The following is a 1,317-nucleotide window of genomic DNA, read 5'->3' as shown; positions in this document are numbered from 1 at the left end:
GGACCGCCCCGGCGGCCCCTCGGCGGCGGGCGCGGCCGGGGCAGCGGGCCGGGCCGCCGCCGAGGGGCCGCCGGGGCGGTCCGCGCGGCGCGCGGAGCGGGTGCGGACGGGTTTCGAGCGGCTCGCCGCGGACGGCTACGCGCTCCTCGACGGGCAGCGCGTGGGCGTGGTCACCAACCCCACCGGGATCACCGCCGACGCCCGCCACCTGGTGGACGTCCTGCACGCCGACGCGCGGGTCCGCCTCGTCGCCGTGTTCGGGCCGGAGCACGGCTTCCGCGGCACGGCGCAGGCGGGCGGCTCCGAGGGGCCCGGCCGCGACCCGGCGACGGGGCTCCCCGTGTACGACACGTACGGCGCGAGCGGCCGGCAGCTCGCCGACCTGTTCACCGCGGCCGGCGTGGACACGGTCGTCTTCGACATCCAGGACGTCGGGGCGCGGTTCTACACCTACATCTGGACCCTGTACGACTGCATGCGCGCCGCGGCGCTGGCCGGCAAGGCGGTGGTGGTGCTGGACCGGCCCAATCCGGTCGGCGGGCGGCGGGCCGCGGGGCCGGTGCTGGACCGGGCGTACGCCAGCTTCGTGGGGCGTGAGCCGATCGCGCTCGCGCACGGCATGACGGCGGCCGAGCTGGCGCTGCTGTTCAACGGGGAGTTCCTCGCGGCCTCCCCCGTCCGGCTGCACACGGTGCGGATGTCGGGGTGGCGGCGGGAGTCGTTCTTCGCGGAGACCGGGCTGCCCTGGCTTCCGCCGAGTCCGAACATGCCCACGCCGGACACGGCGCTCGCGTACGCCGGGACGTGCCTGTTCGAGGGCACGAGCCTGTCGGAGGGGCGCGGCACGGCCACCCCGTTCGAGGTGGTGGGCGCGGAGGGCGCGGACCGCCGGTGGGCGGAGGCGGCGGATGCGCTGGGGCTGCCGGGCGTGTGGTTCCGGGAGGCGTACTTCACGCCGACCTTCTCCAAGCACGCGGGGAAGGTGTGCGGCGGGGTGCGGCTGCTGGTGCACGACCGGTCGGCGTTCGACCCGGTGCGGGCGGGCATCGGGCTGCTGGTGACGGCACGGCGGGCCGTGGGCGGGTTCGCGTGGCGCGCGGACCACTGGATCGACCGGCTGACCGGCTCGGACCGGGTCCGGCGGATGGTGGACGCGGGCGCCGGCGTCGACGAGATCGCCGGCGACTGGGCGGCGGCCTCGCCCTCGTCGGCGTTCATCTCGCGCTGGTAGCGGAAGAGCTCCGGGTCGAGGCCGAGCTCGGTGAGGTGCTCGTTCCAGCGGTCGTGGATCTCCTCGAAGTACACCTCCAGGTGCGG

At 76.5% G+C, this 1,317-nt stretch carries 1 protein-coding gene; it reads left to right on the top strand.

The genetic code is table 11. The features are described 5' to 3' along the window. Positions 1-1,231: DUF1343 domain-containing protein (locus tag EF903_RS32665; protein WP_260616233.1), on the top strand; the 1,231-nt coding region annotated here is incomplete at its 5' end. Positions 1,232-1,317 lie beyond the last annotated feature (86 nt).

Origin of the sequence: Streptomyces sp. WAC05292 (assembly GCF_003949955.1) — a bacterium.
GTDB classification, from domain to species: Bacteria; Actinomycetota; Actinomycetes; order Streptomycetales; family Streptomycetaceae; genus Streptomyces; species Streptomyces globosus.
Note: the sequence above shows the minus strand (reverse complement) of the source record. Positions and strands in the feature narration are given on the sequence as shown.